Here is a 24,700-nt window from a genome sequence, read left to right on the forward strand (position 1 = left end):
ATAATGGCTATCGAAATCAATGTACCGGACATCGGGGCTGATGAAGTTGAAATCACCGAGATCCTGGTCAAAGTAGGCGACAAAGTTGAAGCTGAACAGTCGCTGATCACCGTAGAAGGCGATAAAGCCTCTATGGAAGTTCCGTCTCCTCAGGCTGGCATCGTTAAAGAGATCAAAGTCTCTGTTGGCGATAAAACCGAGACCGGCAAACTGATCATGATTTTCGATTCCGCCGACGGTGCAGCAGCTGCTGCACCTGCGCAGGAAGAGAAGAAAGAAGCCGCTGTGGCCTCTGCTGCTCCAGCAGCTGCCGCGAGCGCGAAAGAAGTCAACGTGCCTGACATCGGCGGTGACGAAGTTGAAGTCACTGAAATCCTGGTGAAAGTGGGCGATACCGTTGCAGCTGAGCAGTCTCTGATCACCGTAGAAGGCGACAAAGCCTCTATGGAAGTTCCAGCTCCGTTCGCCGGTACTGTTAAAGAGATCAAGATCAACACCGGTGACAAAGTGTCTACCGGGTCGCTTATCATGATCTTCGAAGTGGCGGGTGCAGCACCTGCCGCCGCGCCTGCACAGGCAGCTGCTCCGGCTCAGGCCGCAGCACCAGCCGCTGCCGGTGGCGCGAAAGACGTGAACGTACCGGACATCGGCGGTGACGAAGTTGAAGTGACCGAAGTGATGGTAAAAGTGGGCGACAAAGTTGCTGCTGAACAGTCACTGATCACCGTTGAAGGCGACAAGGCTTCTATGGAAGTCCCTGCGCCGTTCGCGGGTACCGTTAAAGAGATCAAAATCAGCACCGGCGACAAAGTGTCTACCGGCTCTCTGATCATGGTCTTCGAAGTGGAAGGCGCTGCGCCTGCCGCGGCTCCGGCTGCGGCTCCAGCACCTGCTGCTGCACCGGCTCAGGCGGCTAAACCCGCTGCTGCCCCTGCTGCTAAAGCGGAAGGCAAATCTGAGTTCGCTGAAAACGACGCTTACGTCCACGCTACCCCGCTGATTCGTCGCCTGGCGCGCGAATTCGGTGTGAACCTGGCGAAAGTGAAAGGCACCGGCCGTAAAGGTCGTATCCTGCGCGAAGACGTTCAGACCTACGTGAAAGACGCGGTGAAACGCGCCGAAGCTGCACCTGCTGCAGCCGCTGGCGGCGGTATCCCGGGCATGCTGCCATGGCCGAAAGTGGACTTCAGCAAGTTCGGCGAAATCGAAGAAGTGGAGCTGGGCCGCATCCAGAAAATCTCTGGTGCGAACCTGAGCCGTAACTGGGTGATGATCCCGCACGTTACGCACTTCGACAAAACCGATATCACCGATCTGGAAGCGTTCCGTAAGCAGCAGAACGCTGAAGCCGAGAAGCGTAAGCTGGACGTGAAATTCACCCCAGTGGTCTTCATCATGAAAGCCGTTGCCGCTGCCCTTGAGCAGATGCCTCGCTTCAACAGCTCCCTGTCCGAAGACGGCCAGAAGCTGACGCTGAAGAAATACATCAACATCGGTGTTGCGGTTGATACGCCAAATGGTCTGGTTGTTCCGGTCTTCAAAGACGTGAACAAGAAGAGCATCACTGAGCTGTCCCGTGAACTGACCGTGATCTCCAAGAAAGCGCGTGATGGTAAGCTGACTGCCGGCGAAATGCAGGGCGGCTGCTTCACTATCTCCAGTATCGGCGGCCTGGGTACCACCCACTTCGCGCCGATTGTGAACGCGCCGGAAGTGGCTATCCTCGGTGTGTCTAAGTCCGCGATGGAACCGGTATGGAATGGCAAAGAGTTTGTGCCGCGTCTGATGATGCCAATCTCTCTGTCCTTCGACCACCGCGTGATCGACGGTGCTGATGGTGCGCGTTTCATCACCATCATTAACAACACCCTGAGCGACATTCGCCGCCTGGTGATGTAAGTGAAAAGCCGGCCAGTCGGCCGGCTTTTTTCTGTTAATCTCATGAAGTCTGTGAGGTTATTGGCGAAAGCGACAATTCGTGAGCCGTTTGTTGTTTCAAAATTGTTAACAATTTTGTAAACTGTGGGCGGATAGAACGTCCCGGTGGATGAAGGGCGACAAGTACCTGGACCGCCGGAAATCAATAAGAGGTCATGATGAGTACTGAAATCAAAACTCAGGTCGTGGTACTTGGGGCAGGTCCCGCAGGTTACTCTGCAGCCTTCCGTTGCGCTGATTTAGGTCTGGAAACCGTCATCGTTGAACGCTACAACACCCTCGGCGGTGTTTGTCTGAACGTAGGTTGTATCCCTTCTAAAGCGCTGCTGCACGTAGCGAAAGTTATCGAAGAAGCCAAAGCGCTGGCTGAACACGGTATCGTCTTCGGCGAGCCGAAAACCGATATCGACAAAATTCGTACCTGGAAAGAGAAAGTTATCACTCAGCTGACCGGCGGTCTGGCGGGTATGGCCAAAGGCCGTAAAGTAAAAGTGGTAAACGGTCTGGGTAAATTCACCGGTGCGAACACCCTGGAAGTGGAAGGCGAAAACGGCAAAACCGTGATCAACTTCGACAATGCGATCATCGCAGCAGGTTCTCGCCCAATCGAACTGCCATTCATTCCACATGAAGATCCACGCGTGTGGGATTCCACCGATGCGCTGGAGCTGAAAACCGTTCCTAAGCGCCTGCTGGTCATGGGTGGCGGTATCATCGGTCTGGAAATGGGTACCGTGTACCATGCGCTGGGTTCAGAGATTGACGTGGTTGAAATGTTCGACCAGGTTATCCCGGCTGCAGACAAAGACATCGTTAAAGTCTTCACCAAACGCATCAGCAAGAAATTCAACCTGATGCTGGAAACCAAAGTGACGGCCGTTGAAGCGAAAGAAGACGGTATCTACGTTTCCATGGAAGGCAAAAAAGCCCCATCTGAGCCACAGCGTTACGACGCCGTGCTGGTGGCTATCGGCCGTGTGCCGAACGGTAAAAACCTCGACGCGGGCAAAGCCGGCGTGGAAGTGGACGACCGTGGCTTTATCCGCGTTGATAAGCAGCTGCGCACCAACGTGCCGCACATCTTTGCTATCGGCGATATCGTCGGCCAGCCTATGCTGGCGCACAAAGGTGTTCACGAAGGTCACGTTGCCGCTGAAGTTATCGCCGGCATGAAACACTACTTCGATCCGAAAGTGATCCCATCTATCGCCTATACCGAGCCAGAAGTTGCATGGGTTGGTCTGACTGAGAAAGAAGCGAAAGAGAAAGGCATCAGCTACGAAACCGCCACCTTCCCGTGGGCTGCTTCTGGCCGTGCTATCGCGTCCGACTGCGCAGACGGTATGACCAAACTGATCTTCGACAAAGAAACTCACCGCGTCATCGGTGGTGCGATTGTCGGTACCAACGGCGGCGAGCTGCTGGGTGAAATCGGTCTGGCTATCGAAATGGGCTGCGACGCTGAAGACATCGCGCTGACCATCCACGCTCACCCGACTCTGCACGAGTCTGTTGGCCTGGCGGCAGAAGTGTTTGAAGGCAGCATCACCGACCTGCCAAACGCGAAAGCGAAGAAGAAATAAGTTTATTTCTGCTTTTTTCTAAACGCCTCCTTCGGAGGCGTTTTTTTTGGCTGAAAACTACCCATTATAGTAGGTAACTTATTGTTATTTCCCCTAAAAATTTGCGCTTATCTGCCGATACTTTTTTCACCATTGTGTAGCTACTGGCCGCACGGTTCGAGGTTCTGGATTTTTGATTACACGCAAAAAGGAAATAACATGTCTTTGAAGAAAGTGATGGGGATTGGCTTACTGGCGGCAGTCATGACGTTGACCGGGTGCGGTGCGATGACGACGGCGGTGAAAAAACGTAACCTGGAAGTGAAAACGCAGATGAGTGAGACCATCTGGCTTGAGCCATCCAGTGAAAAAACGGTCTACATTCAGGTAAAAAACACCTCTGATAAAGACATGAGCAACCTCCAGACGTTGCTTGCAAACGATCTGAGCGCTAAAGGGTATAAGGTAACGTCCTCTCCTGACAGCGCATACTACTGGGTTCAGGCTAACGTCCTTAAAGCAGACAAAATGGACCTGCGCGAAGCCCAGGGCTATTTAAAAACTGGCTATGAAGGTGCCGCCGTTGGCGCTGCGCTGGGTGCCGGTATCACTGCCTATAACAGTAATTCTTCGGGTGCGGCGCTGGGCGTAGGGCTGGCGGCTGGCCTGATCGGCATGGCTGCAGATGCGATGGTAGAAGATGTGAACTACACCATGGTAACCGACCTGCAGATCTCCGAGCGTAGCAAAGCGAAAGTCACCACCGATAACATTGCGGCGCTGCGTCAGGGTACGTCTGGCGTGAAACTGCAAACCAGCAGCGAGCAGGGCGATCGCGCGAAATATCAGACCCGCGTGGTATCGAATGCTAACAAGGTCAATTTGAAATTCGAAGAAGCGAAACCGGCCCTGGAAGCGCAGCTGGCGAAGTCGGTCGCAAATATTCTGTAAGTTAAAAAGCCGGGTGGCGGCTTTGCCATACCCGGCTTATAAAACGTGGTCCGTTGACGTTATTCAGGGCGCGACGGGCTGCCAGCTTTTATCAGGGCTATATGAGGTTAACGCCCGGGCTTTTTGCTCCGAATCGCTACCCAGATCTGACTGGTAAACCTTGTCGTCCTGATTTATCACAAAGCTCATTACGCCTGTCTGACCATAGCTGACCGGCCAGGCAACCATCGCGAATCCGTTATTATCTGGCAGGATCCGGAAGCGATAGCCGTGATAGCCGGTACCTGGCTCTTTCGGGCTAAATGCCGGGCCGAGTGGGCTGGGCGCTTCACCGGGTGAGGCTGGCCAGTACAAACCATCTTTTTTCCCTTCCGAGCTGACAATTTTCTGCGCGTATTTTTGAGTCATCGCAAAGTAGCTTTGCTGCGCATCGACATAGGCATGTAATGCTTCGATGGCGGCAAGCTCGTTACGCCCAATCTCGCGGGTCAGGATCTCTTCAGCGCCTTCTTTGATATCGAACTGCCAGCCTGTTGTGGTTTTGACAACCGGGATGGGGAGCTGCCAGCCGCTATCTCCGACAACAAGATGCGCCGTATCCCCTTCGACAACGGTGTTATGACGCAATTTCCAGTCGCGCAGGAAACGATCGACGGCATCCGGATCAACGCCTTCAGGCGGCAGAAAATCGCGCCAGTTTTCTCCAAGCAGGTTGGTCATCGCGCCCTCATTATGCTCGCTAATGGCGTTGGCCAGCGCATCGGTCGCCTGGTCGGGCGTGCTAAAGGATTGCTGCGCCATCGCCGAGGCAGAAAGCAGGAACAACACCATTCCACTGAGTAGTTTACTTTTCATGTCGGTTCCCTTAGCGATGTCGAATTTCACGGCGTTCAGCGCGTCCACCAGACGCCTGGCGTGGCTGCTGCTGACGAGCAGCGTGCTGTCTGCTTTGCGCACCACGCTGCTGCTGCGCCTGCCAGTTCGCGGAGCGGCTGTCGTTGCCGCTCAGCGCATTAGCCCGGGGCTGACTGTTTCGCTGCTGGAGAGTGCGTTGCTGCGCAGGTTGCGAAACCCGTTTCTCTTGTCTTTGGGCTGTGCTCTGGCGGTTTTCTCGCTGCTGCGTACTGGTCCGCTTCGCCGTCTGCGGTTTGGTGTCGTAGCCCCGGTAGTTATTGCGCTGTGAAATCTGCTTCAGCTGTTCACTTGAGGCCTGACGCTGCCCCTCTTTCGTTCCGGGGCGGGCGGTTTGCGGGAAGGTTTTACCCGTTGATTTCTCCATCTGGCTGAGGGCAGCCTGACGCTGGCTATCGCGGTTAGCCGGCTTTTGCTGCGTTGAGCTTAACCCTGTGGCCGTGCTGGTGGAGTGGAAGCGATTGTTGAGCTGGTTAGTGGGATAGGGCACGCCTTCCCGGTAGGCCGGGTTGTGCTGCCAGGTGCGGTTGGCATCCGTCAGACGCTGTCCGCTGATTTTATTAAAGTTCTCAACGTTAATATTGATGTTGTTATCACCGTTGCGGTTATAGCCGCCGTGATTATCCCAGTCGTCATGGTGATGATCCCAGTCATCATCATCATCCCAGTCGATGTTGCTGAAGATGGCATAGGTTGTGGCGACACCCAGGCTGAAACCTAAACCGTTGACGAAGCTGTTGCCAAACTGCTCGCCGGGTGACGGCGGGAGATAGGTTGGCGGATAGGCGGTGTTTGGCCAGGTCCCGTAAACCGTATTGGGGTTATAGGTGGGAACGTACACAACCTGCGGATCGGCAGATTCAATTTTGATAACCGTAGGGGCTGGCGCGGACGTTGTGGCTGTCGTTGACTCGGTGGTGCTGGTTTTCGCCGGTGTCGGTTTTGTCACGGTGGTGACCGTCTGCTGTGGCGTTGATTGTAAGGCGCCGGTTTTCTGCGCCAGCGCGCGCAGGCGCTGCACGGAATCCATCACGTCTTTCGGTTGCGCGAGAAACGCATCGCCCAGGTTTTGCACCCACGGAGGGTTTTCTCCCATCAGCGACATGAGCTGAGGAAACGCGACCAGCGATTTTACGCTGGGATCCCAAGGCTGGCTGGCAACGGCCTGGATAGCGGCGTCCCCTTCCATTTTAGGGTTGTCTTTGGACCACTGCGCCGCCTGGATAACATTGGCCGGGTAGGTAGAGGCCATCAAAATTTGTGACAGCAGGGCATCAGGGTAGAGCGCGATGGGGGCAACCCACTGATCGATTTGCGCGGCAGTATACGCTGGCGCGACAACGGGGGCGGGCTGTGCCGCGGCAGGCGTCGCCGGTGCTGCCGGTTGTTGTGCGACGGGGGCCGGCGCAGCGGGCTCCGTTGCGCGGCTTTTGACAAACATGACGCCTGAGGCGGCAAGCAGCCCGGCACTGCACAGAAGGACGAGCAGATGTGGCTTAAAGGGCAACTTCATAAAATGACTCCAACGAGACAAGCGCTGTGCCGTGAGGCGTTACGGTTGGCGTGAGTATTATTCACCCGTCTTTTACTGTTTTGACTTTTATTGGGAAGCATCCGGTACGTCCGGATAAAGAGTGTGAGTATTTATTACACAATTATATCGGATAGTTGCAAAGCCGCTGGGATTTCAGAAGGCCGCTCTTGCGAGCGGCCAGCAGCTAGTTGCCGAGGTTAACAACAAACAGCACCGTGATGTCGGATATGTTCCAGCCACCGTGCAGTGCCGTAAGCAGTAAACCGAGCGCAACGATCAGCGCAGTGATTCGCATCTCCATTGCGTGCGTTCCTGTACAGGCTACGCGGGTTCATTCTTCACCGGGAAAGGCAGAACCAGGCAAGTTGATGTTGCCGCGTAGATGACGGAACTGCTCCCGGGCCCGGTGACTGGTTGCTACACCAGCGGAGCAGGCCGCGGAGAAGAATAGTCAATTCAATGGATCTGAAGAAGGCAAAAAATGCAGTTACATGGGCTTTCATACGAAATGGGAAGGCGCTACGCAAAATCGTGATAGCGGCTTGCAAGCCAACAGGCGGTGATGCACAATATTTCACGTTGGTGTTGCCGCAAATCTGCCAGCCCGGTGTGCTACCACCGCAAGGCAACAAATTAACCGCTACCAGGCGGTTTTTTTGTACCCAAAATTCGTCTTGTCTCCCCGCTACACCATGCTTAACGATTCAGCAAATTTTTTAATGTTGCTTTTTTGTAAACGGATTAACACTGTGCAGAAATCCTGCTATGCTGCCCGACGCGGTATCGGGCATTTACCCTACAAACTGCTGTCTCACAGGAGCGTGAAGAGAACGCCCGCCGCATATGACAATGAGAGCGAGGAGAACCGTCGTGCTAGAAGAATACCGTAAGCACGTAGCAGAACGTGCCGCCGAGGGAATTGTACCCAAACCTTTAGATGCAACCCAAATGGCCGCGCTCGTCGAGCTGCTGAAGAACCCGCCTAAGGGCGAAGAAGAATTCCTGTTAGATCTGTTGATCAACCGCGTACCGCCTGGCGTAGATGAAGCTGCCTACGTAAAAGCCGGATTCCTTGCTGCTATCGCCAAAGGCGAAGCCACCTCCCCACTGGTTACTCCTGAAAAAGCTATTGAACTGCTCGGCACCATGCAGGGTGGTTACAACATTCATCCGCTGATTGACGCGCTGGATAACGACAAGCTGGCACCGATTGCCGCTAAAGCGCTCTCTTCCACGCTGCTGATGTTCGATAACTTCTACGATGTGGAAGAAAAAGCCAAAGCAGGCAACGTCTATGCGAAGCAGGTGATGCAGTCCTGGGCTGACGCCGAATGGTTCCTGAACCGTCCAGCGCTGGCTGAAAAAATTACCGTTACTGTTTTCAAAGTGACCGGTGAAACCAACACCGATGACCTCTCTCCGGCGCCGGATGCATGGTCTCGCCCGGATATCCCTCTGCACGCTCTGGCAATGCTGAAAAACGCCCGTGAAGGTATTGAGCCGGATCAGCCAGGCAGCGTCGGCCCGATCAAACAGATCGAAGCCCTGCAGAAAAAAGGTTTCCCGCTGGCTTACGTTGGTGACGTTGTCGGTACGGGCTCTTCTCGTAAATCCGCAACCAACTCCGTGCTGTGGTTCATGGGTGATGACATTCCTCATGTTCCGAACAAGCGCGGCGGTGGCCTGTGCCTCGGTGGCAAAATTGCCCCTATCTTCTTCAACACCATGGAAGATGCTGGCGCACTGCCAATCGAAGTGGACGTAAGTAACCTGAACATGGGCGACGTGATTGACGTTTATCCGTTCAAAGGTGAAGTGCGTAACCACGAGACAAACGAGCTGCTGGCAAGCTTCGAGCTGAAAACCGACGTGTTGGTTGACGAAGTGCGTGCCGGTGGTCGTATTCCGCTGATTATCGGTCGTGGCCTGACCACCAAAGCGCGTGAAGCGCTGGGCCTGCCGCATTCAGACGTTTTCCGTCAGGCGAAAGATGTGGCTGAGAGCGACCGTGGTTACTCTCTGGCGCAGAAGATGGTTGGTCGCGCATGCGGCGTAGCCGGTGTTCGCCCAGGCGCGTATTGTGAGCCGAAGATGACCTCCGTGGGTTCTCAGGACACCACCGGCCCAATGACCCGTGACGAACTGAAAGATCTGGCGTGCCTGGGCTTCTCTTCCGATCTGGTGATGCAGTCCTTCTGCCACACCGCGGCGTATCCGAAGCCGGTTGACGTGACCACGCACCACACACTGCCAGACTTCATCATGAACCGTGGCGGTGTTTCCCTGCGTCCGGGTGACGGCGTCATCCACTCCTGGCTGAACCGTATGCTGCTGCCGGATACCGTGGGCACCGGCGGTGACTCCCATACCCGTTTCCCAATCGGTATCTCTTTCCCGGCGGGCTCAGGTCTGGTGGCCTTTGCTGCGGCGACCGGTGTGATGCCGCTGGATATGCCGGAGTCCGTGCTGGTCCGCTTCAAAGGTAAAATGCAGCCGGGTATCACCCTGCGCGACCTGGTTCACGCGATCCCGCTGTATGCGATTAAACAGGGCCTGCTGACCGTTGAGAAGAAAGGTAAGAAAAACATCTTCTCTGGCCGCATCCTGGAAATTGAAGGTCTGCCGGATCTGAAAGTTGAGCAGGCGTTCGAGCTGACCGATGCCTCCGCTGAGCGTTCTGCTGCTGGCTGTACCATCAAGCTGAACAAAGAGCCGATTATTGAGTATCTGAGCTCTAACATCGTGCTCCTGAAGTGGATGATTGCGGAAGGCTACGGCGACCGTCGTACGCTGGAGCGTCGTATCCAGGGCATGGAAAAATGGTTGGCCGATCCGCAACTGCTGGAAGCCGATGCTGACGCAGAGTACGCGGCAGTGATCGACATCGATCTGGCGGATATCAAAGAGCCAATCCTGTGTGCACCGAACGATCCGGACGACGCGCGTCCGCTGTCTGAGGTTCAGGGCGAGAAGATCGACGAAGTGTTCATCGGATCCTGTATGACTAACATCGGTCACTTCCGTGCTGCCGGTAAACTGCTGGATACCCATAAAGGCCAGCTGCCAACCCGTCTGTGGGTGGCGCCGCCAACCCGTATGGATGCGGCTCAGCTGACTGAAGAGGGCTACTACAGCGTGTTTGGTAAGAGCGGGGCGCGTATCGAAATTCCTGGCTGTTCCCTGTGTATGGGTAACCAGGCGCGCGTAGCTGACGGTGCGACGGTGGTGTCCACCTCTACCCGTAACTTCCCGAACCGTTTAGGTACCGGTGCAAACGTCTTCCTGGCTTCTGCGGAGCTGGCGGCGGTTGCGGCGCTGATTGGCAAACTGCCAACGCCGGAAGAGTACCAGACCTTTGTGGCTCAGGTTGATAAGACGGCGGTGGATACCTATCGCTATCTGAACTTCGACCAGCTCTCTCAGTACACCGAGAAGGCTGACGGGGTTATCTTCCAGACGGCAGTATAAAAGCTACCCTCTCCCGTGGGAGAGGAGCTGGGGGTGAGGGCACCAGACCGCACCTGACCCATTGCCCGGTGGCGCTACGCTTACCGGGCCTACAAAACCCATCGCAACTGCGGTGGGTTTTTATTTTCATTCCTCCCACCTCTCACGCTTTTTTTCTTCCTCTCTGCTGCGATAATTACCCTAATGGCTTTGCAGAGGAAAATACTATGGATTACGAATTTCTGCGCGACATCACCGGAGTGGTGAAAGTGCGTATGTCGATGGGCCACGAAGCCGTTGGACACTGGTTTAACGAAGAGGTGAAAGAAAATCTCGCACTTCTTGATGAAGTTGAACAGGCGGCAGATACGGTGAAAGGCAGTGAACGCTCCTGGCAACGTGCCGGACATGAATACACGCTGTGGATGGATGGCGAAGAAGTCATGGTGCGTGCCAATCAGCTCGAGTTTTCAGGTGACGAGATGGAAGAGGGGATGAACTACTATGACGAAGAAAGTCTGTCGATGTGCGGCGTGGAAGACTTCCTTCAGGTGGTGAATGCCTACCGTGAATTTATGAAACAGAAGTAACTTCCCGAAGCGTCCTTGCTCCGGGCAACACTTACACGGCCGGAATATTGCGGCCGTAGTAGATCTCGCGCATCTCTTTCCAGAGCAGGTCAGTGATGGCCTTACGCTCTTCTTCGCTCAAATCTTCCGGCTTCGTGTGGAACATATAGTGTTTAAGGTCGAATTCCTTCAGTAACATCTTGGTATGGAAGATGTTTTCCTGATATACGTTCACGTCCATCATGTCGTACAACGATTTCATGTCGTCGGACATAAAGTTCTGAATAGAATTGATCTCGTGGTCGATGAAGTGCTTCATGCCGTTGATATCACGGGTAAAACCACGGACGCGATAATCAATCGTAACGATGTCCGATTCCAGCTGGTGGATTAAATAGTTCAGCGCGTTCAGCGGGGAAATCACGCCGCAGGTCGACACTTCGATATCCGCGCGGAACGTACACAGCCCGCCTTCCGGGTGGCTTTCCGGGTAGGTGTGAACGCAGATATGGCTTTTATCAAGGTGCGCGACAACCACTTCCGGCAGCGGGCCCGGATGTTCAGTTTTGTCGATAAGCTTCGGATCGACCGGCTCTTCGCTGACCAGTATGGTCACGCTGGCGCCCTGGGGTTCATAATCCTGGCGGGCGATATTCAGAATGTTTGCGCCGATAATCGAACAGGTTTCTGACAGGATCTCGGTCAGACGGTTGGCGTTGTAGAGTTCATCGATATAGGCGATGTAACCATCGCGTTCTTCCGCTGTTTTGGCATAGCAGATATCGTAAATACAAAAACTCAGGCTTTTGGTCAGGTTGTTAAAGCCATGCAGTTTAAGCTTTTTCAATTAGCTCACCCCCTTTGTGGATAATGCATCTTGCAGGTACTGCGGCAACGCAAACGCAGCAGTATGCACGGCCGGATTGTAGTATCGGCATTGAAGACCAGCCTGGTGGAAGCGGGCCTGGATAATTTCGGTGGAGAGATGGCGCAATAAGTCGTTATCCGTTGCCCAGGCGAAGGTCATGATCCCGCCGTAGTACGTCGGAATAGCGGCCTGATAGAAGCTGACATCGCTGAAGTAGGTGCTCAGCTTGCGATGGCTGTCGATCGCTTCGTCCTGCTGCAGGAAGCAGACGCCATTTTGTGCGACAAAGATCCCGCCAGGGTTCAGGCAGCGCTTGCAGCCTTCGTAGAAGGAGGAGGTAAACAGCGATGCGCCGGGGCCGATCGGGTCGGTACAGTCGGAGATAATGACGTCAAAGGTCTGGGTAGTCTGATTAACGAAGTTCACGCCATCGTCAATCACCAGACTAAAGCGCGGATCGTCATAGCTGCCGGCATTGTGGTTGGGCAGGTACTGGCGGCAGAAAGAGACCACACCCGCATCGATTTCCACCATGGTGATGGTTTCAATAGACCGATGGCGGGAAACCTCACGCAGCATAGCACCGTCGCCACCGCCGATAATCAGGACATGCTTCGCATGACCGTGCGCCAGCAGCGGGACGTGGGTCATCATCTCATGATAGATAAACTCATCCCGCTCGGTCGTTTGCACGACGCCGTCCAGCGCCATTACGCGGCCAAAGGCGGCATTCTCGAAGATGATTAAATCCTGGTGATCGGTTTTCTCATGATAGAGCACGTTATCAACGGCAAAGTACTGACCAAACTGGTCATGCAGTGTTTCATGCCACAACGTGTGGTCGGCCATATGCGGACTCCTCCTGTGTTAACATCCGTTACACTCATCAAAAAATAAGCGAAACATGATAGCTAACTATAACCGTGGTTGCACGGCTATAGGCTCAACAAGGGGCGTCGGGAAGGTTATTTCACGTAGGCGAGAAGGCTGAGTGAATCACGAGCCAGCGCTTTGCATTTTTTTGCAGTGGGGATACCAATGCCGCTTAAGTCACGGTAGCTGTCTTCACCGAGCGCCTTCATGTCGAAGCTGTCGTAGTTGCTGAGATCCCACTGGTTCTGCTGGGCAAAAAAGACCAGTGCGCGGCGAATTTGCCCGTTGGGTAAATTCTGGTAGCCACAATCATTTTTCAGGAATACAAAAACCGCCGTTAAATCGGCCATATCTTCCGCTTCATTTTCACTTAGCGCATAGCTGTTCGCACACATTGCCATCAGGCTACCGAACAAAATTGTCCTGAAAAACGTCTTCATTGCTTCTACCACATCTTCACGGAAAATTAACGTTAGCATACTTGATGCCAGCGCGACGATCTTTATTATTGCCGCCGTGCTTGACCTTCCGGTAAGGGGAGGGTTTATGCTCAAAAGATCGCCTGCTGGAAATAAGGAAATGAACATGCAACGTCGTGATTTTTTGAAATACTCCGTTGCGCTGGGGGCTGCCAGCGCATTACCACTCTGGAGCCGCGCGGTTTTCGCCGCTGACAGACCTGCCTTACCTATCCCTGATTTACTGACCGCTGACGCCCGCAGCCGTATCCAGCTTGTTGTTCAGTCCGGCAAAACGACGTTCGGTGAGCACAATGCCACCACGTGGGGCTATAACGGCAATCTGCTCGGTCCGGCGCTTCAGTTACGTAAAGGGAAATCGGTGACGGTGGATATATACAATACGCTCGCTGAAGAGACGACGCTGCACTGGCACGGGCTGGAAGTGCCGGGCGAGGTGGACGGCGGGCCGCAGGGGGTCATAAAAGCGGGCGGCAAGCGCAGCGTCACCTTTACGCCCGATCAGCGTGCAGCCACCTGTTGGTTTCATCCGCATCAGCATGGCAAAACCGGCCATCAGGTAGCGATGGGGCTGGCGGGGCTGGTGCTGATTGAAGACGACGAAAGCCGCCTTCTGCGCCTGCCTAAACAGTGGGGCATCGACGACGTGCCGGTGATTGTGCAGGACAAGAAATTCACCGCTGACGGGCAAATTGACTTCCAGCTGGACGTTATGAGCGCGGCGGTCGGCTGGTTTGGCGACACGTTGCTGACCAACGGTGCCCTTTACCCTCAGCATGCCGCACCGAAAGGCTGGTTGCGCCTGCGCCTGCTCAACGGCTGTAACGCACGCTCACTCAATTTCGCCGCCAGTGATAAACGTCCTCTGTACGTGGTTGCCAGCGACGGAGGTCTGCTGCCCGAGCCGGTGAAGGTAAACGAGTTACCGATGCTGATGGGGGAACGTTTTGAAGTGCTGGTGGATATCAGCGACGGCAAAGCGTTTGACCTGGTGACGCTGCCGGTCAGTCAGATGGGGATGGCGGTTGCGCCCTTTGATAAGGCACACCCGGTGCTCCGCATTCAGCCGTTGCTGGTGACCGCTTCCGGCACGTTGCCGGATAGCTTAACCACCCTGCCAGCACTCCCTTCGCTTGACGGGCTTACGCAACGCAAACTGCAGCTCTCCATGAACCCGATGCTCGACATGATGGGCATGCAGGCGCTGATGGCGAAATATGGCGATAAGGCGATGGCGGGGATGCACCACGGGCAGATGATGGGCCATATGAATATGGACCACGGAAAAATGGGTGGTATGGGGAACATGAATCACGGCGAGCATGGCTTTGATTTCCACAACGCTAATATGATCAACGGCAAAGCGTTCGACATGAACACGCCGATGTTTGCTGCCGCAAAAGGACAGTTTGAACGCTGGGTGATTTCAGGCGAAGGGGACATGATGCTGCATCCGTTCCATATCCACGGTACCCAGTTCCGCATTCTCTCCGAGAACGGTAAGACCCCTGATGCCCATCGCGCGGGCTGGAAGGATACGGTGAGAGTGGAAGGTGGCGTCAGCGAGGTGCTGGTGAAGTTTGACCACGACGCGCCGAAGGAGTTTGCCTACATGGCGCACTGCCATCTGCTGGAGCATGAGGATACGGGGATGATGCTTGGTTTTACCGTATAAAAAAAGCCGGGTGGCGGCTTCGCCTTACCCGGCCTACATATGGCACCCGTAGGCCCGGTAAGCGTAGCGCCACCGGGCTTTTCAGTTACTTTCCTTCATCCGGCAGTGCATACGCGACAATATAGTCGCCCATCTTCGTGCCAAACGAACCGTGACCACCGGCAGAGATGACAACGTACTGCTTGCCATTCACTTCATAGGTCATCGGCGTGGCTTGTCCACCGGCTGGCAGACGGCCTTGCCACAGTTTTTCACCGTTGGTCATGTTGTACGCGCGCAGGTAGTTATCTGCGGTTGCCGCGATGAACAGCACGTTACCGGCGGTGGAAATCGGGCCACCCAGCATTGGCATACCCATATTAAACGGCACTGGAACTGGCATCGGGAACGGCATGCTGTCCTGCGGGGTACCAATACGTTTTTTCCACACGACCTGGTTAGTTTTCAGATCCAGACCGGAGATATAACCCCAGGCAGGCTGTTTACACGGCAGACCGAACGGAGACAGGAACGGGTTCAGCGTCACGCCAAACGGTACACCGTACTGCGGCTGAATGCCGGCTTCGGTACCGCTGCCTTTCGCATCTTTCGGCTGCTCCATTGGGTTACCTGGACCACGTGGGATCAGGCGGGATACAAACGGCAGAGCCATTGGGTTGGCAATCGCGACCTGACGGTTCGGGTCAACGGAAATGCCGCCCCATTCGAACATCCCCAGGTTACCCGGGAAGACCAGCGTGCCCTGCTCAGAAGGTGGTGTGAAGATGCCTTCATAACGCAGCTGGTGGAACATCACGCGGCACACCAGCTGGTCAAACATGGTGGCGCCCCACATGTCTGCACCGCTGAGGTCTTTCTTCGGACGGAAGCTCAGATCGGAGAACGGCTGGGTTTTGCTGACGTAATCGCCTTTAGCAGCGCCCTGCGGAACCGGTTTTTCCGGTGCTGGCACAACCAGTTTACCGTTGCTGCGATCCAGTACGAAGATGTTACCCGTCTTCGCCGGCGCGTAAATCACCGGTACGGTTTTGCCATCAACGGTAATGTCCGCCAGCGTCGGCTGGGACGGCATATCCATATCCCACAGATCGTGGTGAACGGTCTGGTAGCTCCATGCCAGCTTACCGGTGGTCGCATTCAGCGCCACGATAGCACTCGCATAGCGTTCCTGCTCCGGTGTGCGGTTACCGCCCCAGATATCTGGCGTGGTCACACCCATCGGCAGGTAGACCAGGTCCAGCTTCGCGTCATACGCCGCTGGCGCCCAGGAGTTAGGCGAGTTAAAGGTAAAGGTGTGTTCATCCGACGGGATCGCGTTTGGATCTTTCGCGCCCGGGTCGAAGGCCCACAGCAGTTTACCGGTGTTCACATCGAAACCACGGATGACGCCAGAGGTTTCACGGGTGGAGAAGTTATCCGTTACCGAACCGGCAATCACGATAGTTTTATCGGTGATGATCGGCGGAGAGGTTGGCTCATACAGACCCGGCGTGGTGTCCGGCATGTTGGTCTGCAGGTTCAGGATACCTTTATTAGCAAAGGTTTCGCACAGCTTGCCCGTTTCGGCGTTAATCGCGAACAGACGGCCGTCGTTCACCGGCAGCATAATGCGGCGAGGACAGTCGGCAATCACTTCCGGACTTGCGTTATCCGCACGCGCTTCGTGGTAAGAGACGCCACGGCAGGTGACATGCTGGAAGGACGGGTTGGAGTTCAGCTGCGGATCGAAGTGCCATTTCTCTTTACCGGTGGCCGCGTCGAGCGCGAACAGACGCTGGTGCGCCGTACACAGGTAAAGCATGTTGCCCACTTTAATGGGGGTCACTTCGTTAGTCAGTTCACCCGGATCGTTCGGCATCTTCAGGTCGCCGGTACGGAATACCCAGGCTTCTTTCAGATTTTTAACGTTATCCGCGTTGATCTGCTTCAGCGGGGAGTAACGTTGGCCTTCCTGGTTACGACCATAGGCCGGCCAGTCGCCGTCAGCGACCTGGGAGATAGCGGCCGCAGGCGTGGATTCCGCGTTCAGCGTACCGTTGATCTCCTGCGGGTCGTTAAAGCCGGCCCAGGTGAGAATACCGCCGCTGATTAACAGGGCCACCACCAGTGCCGCAACGGCACCGCTGGACGGCACAATCAGGCGACGCCAGACAAATGGCAGGATCAGCCAGATACCAAAGAAGACCAGAATGTCGCTGCGTGGCGTCAGTGCCCAGAAGTCGAAACCGACTTCCCAGACGCTCCAGATCATGGTTGCGAGGAGTAATGCGGCATATAGCCACAGTGCGGATTGTTTTCTACGCCAGAGCAGGACGGTTACGCCAAGCATAACCAGACCCGCAACGGGGTAGTACCAGGAGCCGCCAATTGCGACCAGCCAGACGCCACCGATTAACAGGTACAGGCCGCAGAAGGCGGCGAATAACGCTGTTAGTGTCACCAGTAGACGCGGCTGTTTAGAGTTTGTTTCAGCCATAGAAAGTGTACTCGTCAGTTTTTGTTAATAATTTGCTAGCAACTAATTATAGGTATTAACAAGTGTGATCGGAATCACAATATTTGCTTTTTATAACTCATGCGCCAGGCTTAGCCATTTGCTGATATAATGGCTGGCTTGCGTATCGATGCCGGAATAACACATATCCGCATTGAGAGATTTTCATTAAAATCATATGGTTAGTAATATGAAACATACTGTTGAAGTGATGATCCCGGAAGCCGAGATCAAAGCGCGTATCGCCGAACTGGGTCGTCAAATCACCGAACATTACAAGGACAGCGGCAGCGAAATGGTGCTGGTTGGTCTGTTGCGTGGCTCTTTCATGTTCATGGCAGACCTGTGCCGTGAAGTGCATGTGTCACATGAGGTCGATTTTATGACCGCCTCCAGCTACGGCAGCGGCATGTCCACAACCCGTGATGTGAAAATCCTGAAAGATCTGGATGAAGATATTCGTGGCAAAGATGTGTTGATCGTTGAGGATATTATCGACTCCGGCAACACGCTCTCAAAAGTGCGCGAGATCCTGAGCCTGCGTGAGCCAAAATCTCTGGCTATCTGCACCCTGCTGGATAAGCCGACCCGCCGTGAAGTGCAGGTGCCGGTTGAGTTCGTGGGCTTCTCCATTCCGGACGAATTCGTCGTCGGTTACGGCATTGACTACGCGCAGCGTTATCGTCATCTGCCGTATGTTGGGAAAGTGGTATTGCTGGACGAGTAGCACATGTAGGCCGGGTAAGGCGCAGCCGCCACCCGGCTTTGTTTATTTATGGTTCACGTGCTTAAGCTTGAGGTTAGCAATCCCTGAACGGTAACGCTGCTCCAGCGTTTCGCGGTTGGTGGCGGTGACTTCCAGATTGCGCAGCAGACCATCGTGAATACCGTACGCCCAGCCGTGGATGGTGACCTTCTGCCCGCGCTTCCACGCTGACTGCATGATCGTTGAGTGGCCCAGGTTATACACCTGCTCCATCACGTTGAGTTCGCAAAGGGTATCCATGCGACGCTCCTGCGGCATTTCGCCCAACAGTGAGCTATGTTTGAACCAGATATCGCGGATGTGCAGCAGCCAGTTATCGATTAATCCCAGCTCCGTATTTTCGACCGCTGCCTGCACGCCGCCGCAGCCATAATGGCCGCAAATAATGATGTGCTCGACTTCCAGAACGTCAACGGCATACTGAACAACTGAAAGACAGTTAAGATCGGTGTGAATTACCAGGTTGGCGACATTACGGTGAACAAACAGTTCGCCGGGCTCGAGGCCGGTCAGACGCTCTGCCGGTACGCGGCTGTCGGAACATCCAATCCAGAGAAAGCGTGGGTTCTGAGCCTGCGAGAGTTTTCCAAAAAATCCGGGGTCTTCCTCCACCAGCATTTTTGACCATAGTGCATTGTTGCTGATGAGTGTATCTATGTTGTTCATGGAGGTTAGCGACCTGTAACCGAGTAATTGCGTTGCGCTACTATAGGGTAACCCGACTTTTAATGAAACCACACAACGCGTGTAAGAACTGAAGGTAAGTGAATTTCATGGCAATTGCACTGGAGCTTGAGCAGCTTAAAAAAACCTATTCGGGTGGCGTTCAGGCGCTACGCGGGATAGATCTTAAAGTAGAGTCCGGCGATTTTTATGCGCTTCTGGGGCCGAACGGGGCGGGGAAATCGACCACTATTGGTATTATCAGCTCGCTGGTCAATAAAACGTCCGGCAGGGTGAGCGTTTTTGGGTACGACCTGCAAAAAGATGTGGTGAACGCCAAGCGCCAGCTGGGGCTGGTACCGCAGGAGTTCAACTTCAACCCGTTCGAGACGGTGCAGCAAATTGTCGTTAACCAGGCGGGTTATTACGGCGTTGAGCGTAAAGAGGCCCTGGAGCGGAGCGAAAAGTACCTAAAACAGCTCGATCTGTGGGAAAAACGCAACGAGCGTGCGCGCATGTTGTCCGGTGGGATGAAGCGCCGCCTGATGATTGCCCGTGCGCTGATGCACGAGCCAAAACTGCTGATCCTCGATGAGCCGACTGCGGGCGTGGATATTGAACTGCGTCGTTCCATGTGGGGCTTCCTCAAAGACCTCAACGACAAAGGCACCACCATTATTCTGACCACTCACTATCTTGAAGAGGCTGAAATGCTGTGCCGCAACATCGGCATCATTCAGCACGGCGAGCTGGTGGAAAACACCTCAATGAAGAATCTGCTCTCCAAGCTGAAATCAGAAACCTTCATTCTCGATCTGGCGGCAAAAAGCCCGCTACCGAAGCTCGAAGGGTATCAGTATCGTCTCGTTGATACCTCGACGCTTGAAGTGGAAGTGCTGCGCGAGCAGGGGATTAACAGCGTGTTCTCGCAGCTGAGCGCGCAGGGTATTCAGGTCTTAAGTATGCGTAACAAAGCGAACCGACTGGAAGAGCTGTTTGTCTCTCTGGTGCAGGATAAACAAGGAGACAAGGCATGACGCATCTTTACTGGGTCGCGCTGAAAAGTATCTGGGCAAAAGAGATTAACCGTTTTATGCGTATCTGGGTGCAAACCCTGGTGCCGCCGGTTATCACGATGACGCTCTACTTCATCATCTTCGGTAACCTGATTGGTTCCCGGATTGGTGAAATGCACGGCTTTACCTATATGCAGTTTATCGTGCCGGGCCTGATCATGATGGCGGTGATCACCAACGCCTATGCCAACGTGGCGTCGTCATTCTTTAGCGCCAAGTTCCAGCGCAATATTGAAGAGCTGCTGGTCGCGCCTGTACCGACGCACGTCATTATTGCTGGCTATGTTGGCGGCGGCGTGGCGCGCGGGCTGTGCGTGGGGATCCTGGTCACGGCGATTTCGCTGTTCTTTGTCCCGTTCCAGGTGCATTCGTGGCTGTTTGTCGCGCTGACGCTGCTCCTGACGGCAATTCTGTTCTCACTGGCCGGTCTGCTTAACGCCGTGTTCGCCAAAACGTTTGACGATATTAGCCTCATCCCGACCTTCGTACTGACGCCGCTGACCTATCTCGGCGGAGTGTTCTACTCCCTGACGCTGCTGCCGCCGTTCTGGCAGGCGCTGTCGCACCTGAACCCGATTGTCTACATGATCAGCGGTTTCCGCTTTGGCTTCCTCGGGATTACCGATGTGCCGCTGTTTACCACGGTGGCGGTGCTGGTGGTGTTCATCATCGCTTTCTACCTGCTGTGCTGGTATCTGATCCAGCGCGGGCGCGGTCTGCGCAGCTAACCTTCTGCCCGGCGACATTCTGTTTGCCGGGCACTTTTCTTTGACAGTTATCACCGAAAGCTAACCTTCACTCCGCTAAACTACTTGCCTGCTAAGGAGAGAGTTATGCTGGGATGGGTTATCACCTGCCACGATGAACACGCGCAGGATATGCTGGACAAGCTTGAAGCCAGATTTGGCCCGCTGGTGCAATGCCGGGCGGTAAATTACTGGCGCGGGTTGAGCACCAACATGCTGAGCCGAATGATGTGCGATGCCCTGCATGAAACTGACACGGGTGATGGCGTTATTTTTCTTACCGATAAATCGGGCGCGCCACCTTACCGCTCAGCCGCGTTGCTGAGCCACAAGCATGCGTGCTGTGAAGTGATCTCGGGCATCAACTTCGCCCTGCTGGCGTTAATGTATCCACAGCGTGAATTATTAAGCAGCGCGGAGTTTCGCCATGCCATCGTGGCGCAGGGCGTTCCGGGCGTCAGCAGCTTGTGGCATCAGCAGCAGAAAAATCCTCCCTTCGTCCTGCTCCATGACTTGTATAAGAATTAAACATTGGTATTGATGTCTCATTTGTTACAATAGTGGCAGTTTCCCGCACCGATTAAGACACCATGTTACCGCGTATTCTTTTCTTGCTTTTGATGCTCATTTCCGGCGTCAGCTCGGCCAGTTTACTCAGCCAGCAAACGCTGCCTGCCCAGTATATGCAAACCACCGAAGATGCGGCCATCTGGGCGCAGGTGGGAAACAGTGTTATCAACGTTGGCAATGTGCGCGCCGGGCAGATCCTGGCCGTTGTGCCCGCGGCGGCGGACTACTACGAGTTTCGCTTCGGTTTTGGTACGGGATTTATCGACAAGGAGCACCTTGAGGCGGTTCAGGGGAAACAGCGCGTCGAGGACAGCCTTGGGGATCTCAATAAGCCCTTGAGCAATCAGAACCTCATTACCTGGAAAGACACGCCGGTGTATAACGCGCCTTCCAGCGGGAGTGCACCGTTCGGCACATTAAGCGCGAATCTTCGCTATCCGATCCTGAACAAACTTAAAGACCGTCTGAATCAGACCTGGTTCCAGATCCGCATCGGCAACCGCCTGGCGTGGGTGAGTAGCCTGGATGCACAAGAAGATAACGGGATCCCGATTCTGACCTACCATCATATTCTGCGTGATGAAGAGAACACCCGTTTTCGACATACCTCCACCACGACCAGCGTGCGTGCGTTCAATAACCAGATGGCCTGGCTGCGCGATCAGGGGTATACCACCCTGACGATGTATCAGTTGGAAGGGTATGTGCGTAACAAACTGAATTTGCCTGCCAAATCGGTAGTGATTACCTTTGATGACGGGCTCAAATCGGTAAGCCGCTATGCTTTTCCGATCCTGAAAGAGTACGGCTTTAACGCCACCGCGTTTATCATTTCATCCCGTATTAAGGGACATCCGCAGAAGTGGGACCCAAAATCGCTGCAGTTTATGAGTGTCCAGGAGCTGAAGAGCATTCAGAGCGTTTTTGATATTCAGTCCCACACGCACTTCCTGCACCGCGTTGATGGCAACAAACATCCGATTTTACTGAGCCGCAGCTACCACGTGATCCTCTTCGATTTTGAGCGTTCTCGCCGGGCGCTGGCACAGTTTAATCCGCGCGTGCTGTATCTCTCTTATCCCTTTGGCGGCTACGACAACAAAGCAATAAAAGCAGCAAACGATGCCGGTTTCCACCTGGCGGTGACAACGGTAAAAGGGAAGGTCAAGCCGGGGGATAATCCGTTCTTACTGAAACGTCTGTATATCTTAAGAACGGATTCGCTGGAGACGATGTCGCGGCTGATCAGCAACCAGCCGCAGGGGTAAATTACTCGTAGGTAAACTGCAGGGTACCGATGGCGCTGAATGTGCCAGAGGTGACTTTTTCTGTGTCAGACTTAACCAGCTGCGCCGTAAGTAACCGGCTGAATAACAAAATAGTGGTGTTCTCGCTCGCGCTATAGCTGTTCGTTGAGTTAGGTACCACCTGGCTGTTGTCTGGCCACTTCAGTAACACGCCCACGCCTTTTGCCGCATTCGAGGACGCAGTGTTGGCGAGTAATGTGCTATCAGTCCCGGTTGTCTTACTGGTGGTCAACTTCATGGTGATTTTACGTGTGTTGGTACAATTCCCGGACACCTGTACAAATACGTTTTGCGTGTTATCGTTTTCGAGATCGGATACACCATAATCCCCCAAATCCACGGTTTTGGGGGCCGTAAGGGTGCAGGTTGGTTTTGCAACAGGAACATTGAAGCCCATATTGGGTACCGTAATTAACGGACGCGGGTGGTCGCTTTCATCTGAAGTATAGGGGTCACCCAATACAATATTGCCAATATTTCCAGCTACCGGGCCAATCATTGTGACGCTTTCGGGTATGCCAGCATAGGAAGGTAATTGATAAAACTCCATGCGGGCATACCACCATTTTGTTTTCACCACGTCTGAGTTATCTGCCTGATTGGCCGTTTCTTCATAACTCCCTGTCTTCGCCGGGAAAAAGGCATTAAAGGCATTGCTGTTGGGGTACATGGCCAGCGTGTAGGCAATCCCCGTGACGTTAGTTTTAAAGAGTGCTTTTCCGTCCACGCTACCGACGACCAGTGAGCTGTCCGTTTTCTGATAGACGCGTTCTCCGTCATTACCTGTTGTACACCAGGAGAACAGACCCGGACTGACCTGCAAATCAATAAGACTACTTATCTTTGTCGGTACGCTGACGTTATCCAGAGGAACGAGTGTCGGTTTCACACCGCTGACATCTGATATAGGCTGAACAGAAAATGCATTAAATTTACATTCATATAAATCCGCTGATGCGGAAAAACTTATTGCAAGAAGTGACAAAGCAAGGCCTGCACCTTTTGTGAAAAATTGTTTTTGCCTGGACCCTGCTGTATAAAACATTGATAATTCCTTATACCCGACAGTTGATTCAATATTAATTATAAATAACGCTGATTAGCGCGCTTGTGGTAACCTTACCCACACTAATGTTTCCTGTGCTTTGATAACGGGCATAGAAATTATAATTTGTTAAATATTCATTGCTGTTTTGGTCAGATATATCAAAAATAACATCTGACGTTCCCGTTGTATTTACCACATTGGTATTGTGTTTTTCTGAGAAAATAACAATGCCGACATTTTCTGCCCCGCCTGCTGAGGCGGGAATGTCATTGGCAAACACTTGCTGACTACTGCCGGCAAATTTTCCACTTTGTGGTTTAAATTCAAAATGCAGGGTTTTTGCCAGTCCAGACTCACTTTCCGCACAGCTTTTCACTTGTACTACAAATCGTGTTCCTCCGGCTGCGTCTCCGGGTTGTAATCGTGGGCTACCATCTGAGTTATAAAACCAACTGCTGCCCACGATCGGTAAGTTGACTTTCCCATCATTCGGAATACTGACTTGGCATGTATTATTAATAATGTTTGCCGTCATATCCATTTCCAGGCTTGAGGCAAAACCTGCTGCTGGAAAACCTAGACAAAGGGCGAGCCAGGACATCATATTTTTAATGATTACGCGGGACTTGAACATCCTGTATAAGCTACCTGTCTGAAGAAACATTATTGATAGGTCACGATAAACGTCACTGGCGCACTGACCGAACCCGTGGTCACGTCAGAAATGGTTTTATCTTTGGCGATGACGATTCGCGCATCCATTTCAAAATCGCCCGCCCCGTTAGACAGATTAAGGACAGAACTGGGGGCGGTGCCGCAGTTCATAATGGAACCTGAGTCGACAGAACCTTTCCAGATTTCAAAACCTACGTTATGCCCGGCTGCATACGAAGTACCATTTTTGGCATTTCCGGTACACGAACCGCCAGCACCCGGCGTGGCCTGGATGGTGGCATTTTTTACCCCGGCACAGTTGGTGAAGGCAATTTTGAACGCTTCTTCCCGGCTCTGGCTAACCAGGTCAGACTTAAACACATCGCCAAACGGCAGAATGCTAATCGGGGCTCCGCCGGCATTCTGAATTTCCGCGTTACAGGTTCCCGCTTCAATGGCGGAGGTAAAGGTTGCCTGAACGCTCGTCGTACCCGTAATGGCGCTTAACGCAACGGAAGGCAGGGTGGCAGTTATCGCAAGCACCAGTAATGTCATTTTCATTTTCATA

Annotated in this window: 21 protein-coding genes; 11 read left to right on the forward strand and 10 right to left on the reverse strand. The window is 53.8% G+C overall.

All coding sequences use genetic code 11. The features are described 5' to 3' along the window. Positions 1–3: 3 nt before the first annotated feature. The 3 genes from aceF (at position 4) to traT (ending at position 4,451) form a co-directional block, all read left to right on the forward strand. A complete protein-coding gene (gene aceF, locus E3U32_RS16745; RefSeq protein ID WP_134349668.1) occupies positions 4–1,899 on the forward strand; it encodes a pyruvate dehydrogenase complex dihydrolipoyllysine-residue acetyltransferase in 1,896 nt (631 codons plus the stop codon). Between the two features lie 197 nt (positions 1,900–2,096). After that, complete coding sequence (lpdA, locus tag E3U32_RS16750) at positions 2,097–3,521, forward strand: dihydrolipoyl dehydrogenase (RefSeq protein WP_134349748.1); 1,425 nt, start codon at positions 2,097–2,099, stop codon at positions 3,519–3,521. A gap of 198 nt (positions 3,522–3,719) precedes the next feature. Next, positions 3,720–4,451 carry a conjugal transfer complement resistance protein TraT gene (gene traT / locus E3U32_RS16755; protein WP_134349669.1) on the forward strand — a complete coding sequence of 244 codons (732 nt, stop codon included), beginning with the start codon at positions 3,720–3,722 and terminating at the stop codon, positions 4,449–4,451. Between the two features lie 63 nt (positions 4,452–4,514). Here traT and E3U32_RS16760 read toward each other — a convergent pair whose 3' ends face one another. Next, entirely contained in the window at positions 4,515–5,306 is a 792-nt protein-coding gene (locus E3U32_RS16760; RefSeq protein WP_134349749.1) for a DUF2950 domain-containing protein, read from the reverse strand. 10 nt (positions 5,307–5,316) lie between these two features. Continuing rightward, positions 5,317–6,876 carry a DUF3300 domain-containing protein gene (locus tag E3U32_RS16765; RefSeq protein ID WP_134349670.1) on the reverse strand — a complete coding sequence of 520 codons (1,560 nt, stop codon included), beginning with the start codon at positions 6,874–6,876 and terminating at the stop codon, positions 5,317–5,319. Positions 6,877–7,767: 891 nt separating this feature from the next. On the opposite strand from E3U32_RS16765, the gene acnB reads away from it, so the two are divergent. Then, positions 7,768–10,365 carry a bifunctional aconitate hydratase 2/2-methylisocitrate dehydratase gene (gene acnB / locus E3U32_RS16770; RefSeq protein ID WP_134349671.1) on the forward strand — a complete coding sequence of 866 codons (2,598 nt, stop codon included), beginning with the start codon at positions 7,768–7,770 and terminating at the stop codon, positions 10,363–10,365. 206 nt (positions 10,366–10,571) lie between these two features. Continuing rightward, positions 10,572–10,934 (forward strand): protein YacL, encoded by a 363-nt coding sequence (gene yacL / locus E3U32_RS16775; RefSeq protein WP_134349672.1) that lies wholly within the window; start codon positions 10,572–10,574, stop codon positions 10,932–10,934. 31 nt (positions 10,935–10,965) lie between these two features. Here the strand turns inward: yacL and speD are convergent, their stop codons facing one another. The 3 genes from speD to E3U32_RS16790 form a co-directional block, all read right to left on the reverse strand. Continuing rightward, the gene (speD, locus tag E3U32_RS16780; protein WP_023334531.1) at positions 10,966–11,760 is read right to left on the reverse strand and encodes an adenosylmethionine decarboxylase; all 795 of its coding nucleotides are present in this window, start codon (positions 11,758–11,760) and stop codon (positions 10,966–10,968) included. Further along, a complete protein-coding gene (gene speE / locus E3U32_RS16785; protein WP_134349673.1) occupies positions 11,761–12,630 on the reverse strand; it encodes a polyamine aminopropyltransferase in 870 nt (289 codons plus the stop codon). It abuts the gene before it with no gap. A 116-nt stretch (positions 12,631–12,746) separates the two neighbouring features. Continuing rightward, entirely contained in the window at positions 12,747–13,094 is a 348-nt protein-coding gene (locus E3U32_RS16790; RefSeq protein WP_014882582.1) for a YacC family pilotin-like protein, read from the reverse strand. Positions 13,095–13,239: 145 nt separating this feature from the next. On the opposite strand from E3U32_RS16790, the gene cueO reads away from it, so the two are divergent. Further along, entirely contained in the window at positions 13,240–14,808 is a 1,569-nt protein-coding gene (gene cueO, locus E3U32_RS16795; protein WP_134349674.1) for a multicopper oxidase CueO, read from the forward strand. 85 nt (positions 14,809–14,893) lie between these two features. Here the strand turns inward: cueO and E3U32_RS16800 are convergent, their stop codons facing one another. Then, positions 14,894–17,284, reverse strand: coding sequence for a glucose/quinate/shikimate family membrane-bound PQQ-dependent dehydrogenase (locus tag E3U32_RS16800; protein ID WP_134349675.1), 2,391 nt, complete (start codon positions 17,282–17,284; stop codon positions 14,894–14,896). A 208-nt stretch (positions 17,285–17,492) separates the two neighbouring features. On the opposite strand from E3U32_RS16800, the gene hpt reads away from it, so the two are divergent. After that, complete coding sequence (gene hpt / locus E3U32_RS16805) at positions 17,493–18,029, forward strand: hypoxanthine phosphoribosyltransferase (protein ID WP_166790954.1); 537 nt, start codon at positions 17,493–17,495, stop codon at positions 18,027–18,029. Between the two features lie 42 nt (positions 18,030–18,071). Here hpt and can read toward each other — a convergent pair whose 3' ends face one another. Further along, on the reverse strand, positions 18,072–18,734 hold the full coding sequence (gene can, locus E3U32_RS16810) for a carbonate dehydratase (RefSeq protein ID WP_134349677.1): 663 nt from the start codon (positions 18,732–18,734) through the stop codon (positions 18,072–18,074). A 107-nt stretch (positions 18,735–18,841) separates the two neighbouring features. On the opposite strand from can, the gene E3U32_RS16815 reads away from it, so the two are divergent. The 4 genes from E3U32_RS16815 (at position 18,842) to E3U32_RS16830 (ending at position 22,391) form a co-directional block, all read left to right on the forward strand. Continuing rightward, positions 18,842–19,768, forward strand: a complete 927-nt coding sequence (locus E3U32_RS16815; protein WP_134349678.1) for an ABC transporter ATP-binding protein — start codon at positions 18,842–18,844, stop codon at positions 19,766–19,768. Continuing rightward, positions 19,765–20,535 (forward strand): ABC transporter permease, encoded by a 771-nt coding sequence (locus E3U32_RS16820; protein ID WP_023334536.1) that lies wholly within the window; start codon positions 19,765–19,767, stop codon positions 20,533–20,535. The genes E3U32_RS16815 and E3U32_RS16820 overlap by 4 nt, the downstream gene beginning before the upstream one ends. A 105-nt stretch (positions 20,536–20,640) precedes the next feature. Next, on the forward strand, positions 20,641–21,081 hold the full coding sequence (locus E3U32_RS16825) for a PTS sugar transporter subunit IIA (protein WP_134349679.1): 441 nt from the start codon (positions 20,641–20,643) through the stop codon (positions 21,079–21,081). Between the two features lie 62 nt (positions 21,082–21,143). Continuing rightward, positions 21,144–22,391 (forward strand): polysaccharide deacetylase family protein, encoded by a 1,248-nt coding sequence (locus E3U32_RS16830; RefSeq protein ID WP_134349680.1) that lies wholly within the window; start codon positions 21,144–21,146, stop codon positions 22,389–22,391. A gap of 1 nt (position 22,392) precedes the next feature. Here the strand turns inward: E3U32_RS16830 and E3U32_RS16835 are convergent, their stop codons facing one another. The 3 genes from E3U32_RS16835 to E3U32_RS16845 are packed head-to-tail and all read right to left on the reverse strand — an operon-like array spanning position 22,393 to position 24,699. Further along, positions 22,393–23,475 carry a fimbrial protein StkG gene (locus E3U32_RS16835; RefSeq protein WP_134349681.1) on the reverse strand — a complete coding sequence of 361 codons (1,083 nt, stop codon included), beginning with the start codon at positions 23,473–23,475 and terminating at the stop codon, positions 22,393–22,395. A 34-nt stretch (positions 23,476–23,509) separates the two neighbouring features. Next, entirely contained in the window at positions 23,510–24,112 is a 603-nt protein-coding gene (locus E3U32_RS16840) for a fimbrial-like protein (protein ID WP_134349682.1), read from the reverse strand. A gap of 29 nt (positions 24,113–24,141) precedes the next feature. Then, complete coding sequence (locus tag E3U32_RS16845; RefSeq protein ID WP_134349683.1) at positions 24,142–24,699, reverse strand: fimbrial protein; 558 nt, start codon at positions 24,697–24,699, stop codon at positions 24,142–24,144. Between the last annotated feature and the right edge of the window lies 1 nt (position 24,700).

The sequence above is a fragment of the Lelliottia nimipressuralis genome, assembly GCF_004402045.1.
GTDB classification, from domain to species: domain Bacteria; phylum Pseudomonadota; class Gammaproteobacteria; order Enterobacterales; family Enterobacteriaceae; genus Enterobacter; species Enterobacter chinensis.

Excerpts from the sequence above, each read along its gene's own strand:
- aceF (WP_134349668.1), top strand. The coding sequence starts at position 4 with ATGGCTATCGAAATCAATGTACCGGACATCGGGGCTGATGAAGTTGAA.
- lpdA (WP_134349748.1), top strand. The coding sequence starts at position 2,097 with ATGAGTACTGAAATCAAAACTCAGGTCGTGGTACTTGGGGCAGGTCCC.
- traT (WP_134349669.1), top strand. The coding sequence starts at position 3,720 with ATGTCTTTGAAGAAAGTGATGGGGATTGGCTTACTGGCGGCAGTCATG.
- E3U32_RS16760 (WP_134349749.1), bottom strand. The coding sequence starts at position 5,306 with ATGAAAAGTAAACTACTCAGTGGAATGGTGTTGTTCCTGCTTTCTGCC.
- E3U32_RS16765 (WP_134349670.1), bottom strand. The coding sequence starts at position 6,876 with ATGAAGTTGCCCTTTAAGCCACATCTGCTCGTCCTTCTGTGCAGTGCC.
- yacL (WP_134349672.1), top strand. The coding sequence starts at position 10,572 with ATGGATTACGAATTTCTGCGCGACATCACCGGAGTGGTGAAAGTGCGT.
- speE (WP_134349673.1), bottom strand. The coding sequence starts at position 12,630 with ATGGCCGACCACACGTTGTGGCATGAAACACTGCATGACCAGTTTGGT.
- E3U32_RS16790 (WP_014882582.1), bottom strand. The coding sequence starts at position 13,094 with ATGAAGACGTTTTTCAGGACAATTTTGTTCGGTAGCCTGATGGCAATG.
- cueO (WP_134349674.1), top strand. The coding sequence starts at position 13,240 with ATGCAACGTCGTGATTTTTTGAAATACTCCGTTGCGCTGGGGGCTGCC.
- E3U32_RS16800 (WP_134349675.1), bottom strand. The coding sequence starts at position 17,284 with ATGGCTGAAACAAACTCTAAACAGCCGCGTCTACTGGTGACACTAACA.
- hpt (WP_166790954.1), top strand. The coding sequence starts at position 17,493 with ATGAAACATACTGTTGAAGTGATGATCCCGGAAGCCGAGATCAAAGCG.
- can (WP_134349677.1), bottom strand. The coding sequence starts at position 18,734 with ATGAACAACATAGATACACTCATCAGCAACAATGCACTATGGTCAAAA.
- E3U32_RS16815 (WP_134349678.1), top strand. The coding sequence starts at position 18,842 with ATGGCAATTGCACTGGAGCTTGAGCAGCTTAAAAAAACCTATTCGGGT.
- E3U32_RS16820 (WP_023334536.1), top strand. The coding sequence starts at position 19,765 with ATGACGCATCTTTACTGGGTCGCGCTGAAAAGTATCTGGGCAAAAGAG.
- E3U32_RS16825 (WP_134349679.1), top strand. The coding sequence starts at position 20,641 with ATGCTGGGATGGGTTATCACCTGCCACGATGAACACGCGCAGGATATG.
- E3U32_RS16830 (WP_134349680.1), top strand. The coding sequence starts at position 21,144 with ATGTTACCGCGTATTCTTTTCTTGCTTTTGATGCTCATTTCCGGCGTC.
- E3U32_RS16835 (WP_134349681.1), bottom strand. The coding sequence starts at position 23,475 with ATGTTTTATACAGCAGGGTCCAGGCAAAAACAATTTTTCACAAAAGGT.
- E3U32_RS16840 (WP_134349682.1), bottom strand. The coding sequence starts at position 24,112 with ATGTTCAAGTCCCGCGTAATCATTAAAAATATGATGTCCTGGCTCGCC.
- E3U32_RS16845 (WP_134349683.1), bottom strand. The coding sequence starts at position 24,699 with ATGAAAATGAAAATGACATTACTGGTGCTTGCGATAACTGCCACCCTG.